The organism is Acetatifactor sp., from assembly GCF_982438285.1.
Genome location: NZ_CEWDFQ010000299.1, coordinates 1 through 3,872 on the forward strand (window position 1 = coordinate 1; position 3,872 = coordinate 3,872).

Annotated in this window: 4 protein-coding genes; all 4 read left to right on the forward strand. The window is 44.3% G+C overall.

The genetic code is table 11. The features are described from left to right. On the forward strand, positions 1 to 563 hold a 563-nt coding region (locus tag AC1WIP_RS12750), incomplete at its 5' end, for an ABC transporter permease subunit (protein WP_481142184.1). A 10-nt stretch (positions 564 to 573) separates the two neighbouring features. Further along, complete coding sequence (locus AC1WIP_RS12755) at positions 574 to 1,467, forward strand: carbohydrate ABC transporter permease (protein ID WP_481142185.1); 894 nt, start codon at positions 574 to 576, stop codon at positions 1,465 to 1,467. Between the two features lie 66 nt (positions 1,468 to 1,533). Continuing rightward, positions 1,534 to 3,117 (forward strand): extracellular solute-binding protein, encoded by a 1,584-nt coding sequence (locus AC1WIP_RS12760; protein WP_481142186.1) that lies wholly within the window; start codon positions 1,534 to 1,536, stop codon positions 3,115 to 3,117. Between the two features lie 79 nt (positions 3,118 to 3,196). Then, positions 3,197 to 3,872 (forward strand): hypothetical protein (locus AC1WIP_RS12765; protein ID WP_481142187.1); only part of this gene is annotated, 676 nt, incomplete at its 3' end.

Consider the following 3,872-nt stretch of genomic DNA (forward strand, 5'->3'; position numbering starts at 1 on the left):
ATTTTATTTCCATGGTGCTTGTCGGGCTGTTTTCTTATGCTCTGTTCAATGTAGACAACGGTGTTATAAACACCTTGCTTCGTGAGCTTAACTTAAAAGAATATAACTTTTATCTTGAGCCAAACGTCTGGCCGTTTATCATCGTTGCAGTTCAGGTCTGGAAAGGGCTTGGATACGGAAGTGTAGTGTATCTCTCCGTCATCAGCAGCATTGACAGCGGTATTTATGAGGCTGCGCGGATTGACGGCGCCGGCAAATGGCAGCAGATACGTCACCTGACGCTTCCCTTGATCAAACCAACCTTCATTTTGCTTTTTATGTTTAACCTTGGCAGTATTTTAAAGGGACAATTTCAGCTCTTCTATCAGCTGATTGGCTCCAACGGTGTCCTTTATCCAGTCACAGATATTATAGACACCTATGTATACCGCTCTCTGACTGTCAACTTTGACATTGGCATGGGATCTGCGGCAGGTGTGTTCCAGTCTGTTTTTGGCTTTATTCTTGTGGTTTCCGTAAATGCAATTGTAAGGAAAATCAACGATGAATATGCACTGTTTTAGGGAGGCTGCTATGCGAAAAAAACATCATCACCAAGAAAGCATTTCCTTTTCCATCATAGGTTATTTTGTCATGACGGTAATTACGCTCATCTGCGTTATTCCTTTCTGGCTTTTGATTGCCGGAAGCTTTTCCGATGAACATGACATCCTGACAGAGGGCTTTAAGCTTTTCCCCTCTCATATCACCCTAAACGCTTACCGGTCTATTTTTACTGGCTGGAAAAAGATTGTCACCTCCTATGGCGTCACAATACTGGTAACTGTGTCAGGGACAGCAGCGGCTCTGATCGTTACCTCCATGACCGGCTATGTGCTTCAAAGAAGCGACTTTAAGGCTCACAACAAGGTATCATTCTTTATTTACTTTACCTCACTATTCAGCGGCGGCGTTATACCCAGCTATCTGCTGATTGTAAAATACCTGGGCTTGAAGAACAATTTGCTGGCCTTGATATTGCCCTCCATGCTGACACCTTGGTTCATATTTCTGATGCGCAATTTTATTAAGTCCATTCCTTTCACCATTATTGAGGCCGCCAAAATCGACGGCGCCAATGACTGGAAAATATATGCTAATATCGTATTACCGCTTTCTAAATCAGGCCTTGCCACCGTCGGACTGTTCATAGCGCTAAATTATTGGAATGACTGGTATCATGCAAGTCTTTATATAACCGATGAAGCCATGTACCCATTGCAGTATCTGCTGTATCGCATGCTGTCCAATGCCGAATACATGAAGCAGGCGGCTGCCGCCGGCATTTTTCTGGAGGCCGAAGCCTTGCCCAGTGAAACACTTAAAATGGCAACTGCCGTTATCGTTACCGGGCCCATACTGCTGCTGTACCCTTTTGTTCAAAAATATATGGTTAAAGGTATTTTAATCGGCGGCGTCAAAGGCTGACCCCACATCATAAGAGAAAACAGCAGGCTCCGTAATTTGCCTGTTACATAAAAGGAGGTATTTCTCATGAAAAAAATTACAACACTAGCTCTAAGCGTATTGTTAATGCTAAACCTGGCTGCATGCAGCCAGACAGACTCTGGCACTTTTGGCACCTCTGCAGCAGAAAGCATTTCTGGCACCGATTCTGCAGCTGCAAAAGCATCAGATACGCAGGACGATCCCTTTGCAGAGGAAGTAGAATTGCTGCTTTATTCCTCTGGTTCCTCCGGCCAGGACACCGAAATGGTCATGGAAGAATTTAACAAAAAGCTCAAGGAAAAGTGCAACACCACCATCAAGGTCACCTGTCTTGGATGGGATAATTATGAAAATCAGTACAATCTGATTTTGACCTCCGGCGAAAAGGCCGATTTACTGTATGTGAATCCCAGCCTTTATAACCGCTATGCATCTTCCGGCGCCTTTACGGATCTGACAGAATTATTCCCAACGTATATGCCCAAAACCTATTCCCTGTTTACGGAAGAACAGCTGCAGCAGATAAAGGTAAACGGCTCTATCTATATGATTCCTTCTTATGAGGGCAATTTCAGTCAAAACGGTATCTTTTACCGTTCAGATCTTGCCCAAAAACACAACGTAGGTGAAATCAACAGCCTGGAAACTCTGGAAGCCTATATGGATGCCATTGCGCAAAACGAAACGGATATCAGACCTATCGATGGAAATCCCGAAGGTGCGCTTTTCCAGCTTTTTAAGGCATATTATGGCTTTGAAAGTATTGCAGGCTCCAACACATCTATTATAATGGTAAAAAGCTATGATGACATTGAAAACATTATAGCCTATCCCTTTACAGACGAATATGTTGAGTGGGCCCACAAAATGAAGGATTGGGCAGATCGTGGTTTTTGGAGCAGCAACGCGCTATCCTCCACGATGGATCCCTGGAGCAGCATTCAGGTGGGAACCAGCGCCATCACCCAGGCAAACGCCGACGGCGCCAACAACATGATGAAAATTATGGCTGAAAAATTACCTGATGCCACCTGTGCCTATTGGAGCCTGGCAGATTTAACCGGATATTCCTATTTGAATCCTGTACAGGAAAATGGTTTTGCAATTCCCGCCTCCTCTCCCAATGCGGAGCGTGCCTTGCGCGTATTGGAAATTATAAAAACCGACTCAGAGCTTTTTGATTTATGGATGTACGGTATCGAAGGCTACCACTACGATCTCACAAGCCAGGGAGAGCTTATCCGTCCGGCAAATGGTCAGGATCCTGCTGCTGTAAATACACACAGTATGAGCGGCGCTCAATACGCAATGCGTGTCAAGGATTTAATGCGCTTTGATGTAGGCGGCTGGGAAGGCTACGATGCCCTTATAAAGCATTTGCAGGAAATCGAGGTTCCCAATAAATTTGGTGCCGTCGCATTAGATTACACAAACGTATCGGCAGAGCTGGCAGCAGTCACACAGGTTGTCCAGCAATACGGTTCTCCTCTCAACATCGGAATTGTCAACGATGTGGACGAAGCCATCGAGGAATACCGCAGCCAGCTGAAAACTGCCGGAGTTGATAAACTGTTAGCAGAAGTTACCGCACAGATGAAAGCCTATTACGAAGCAAACGGTATTCAGTAAAACAAGCGGCCTTAAAGCAAGGGGGATGCAGCTTATATAAGTTACATCCTCCTATCATACCTTAAAAAGGAGGATTGTCATGTTCAGCACAAAGGGAAACTATTCATTCCAAAGGTTAGCATTTCTGGCAGCCACCACTGTGCTGTTGTTAATCACCGCATTTGTATGTATCGTGCAGCTGTTCTCCAAAATTACAAGGCAGCAGGCTATCCTGTTCAACCAAAGCATCCTTGAGAGCAATGCCGGCGCAGAGCAAAGATTGACTGCCTCCGTAAAAGATATTTTTAACAGCGCAAGCTTTGATACGTCCCTATTTGAGCTGATAAATTACGATTCTGTTTCTCCCCAGGCTTTGCTTTCTGGGCTGAAACAGCTTGATACCTATCTTGATAATGCCTATTTTATCGACTCTTTTTATATTTATAACTGTAAAAACCAAACAATTTATGTTTCCTCTCCCAATGCGGTGGAAGCCGTTTGGACGCTAAACTCATTTTATGACCCGGGAGCTCTTGAGCTGATTGCATCCTATACGGATTATGAAAATATGGAACCGATTTTTCGAAATTTAACCGTATCCTACCCAAAGCTTGAACAGATTCCTCTGGTCACTTTTTTGCGTTATGACACTCTTTCACAGCCTGACCATTCAAGCGTTCTGATCATCAATATCCGCCAGGACCTTTTCTTTGAACAGATGAATATCCTGACAGAAAACACGGGGTCTCATTTATTTTTGGTTCACAGAGAGGGAG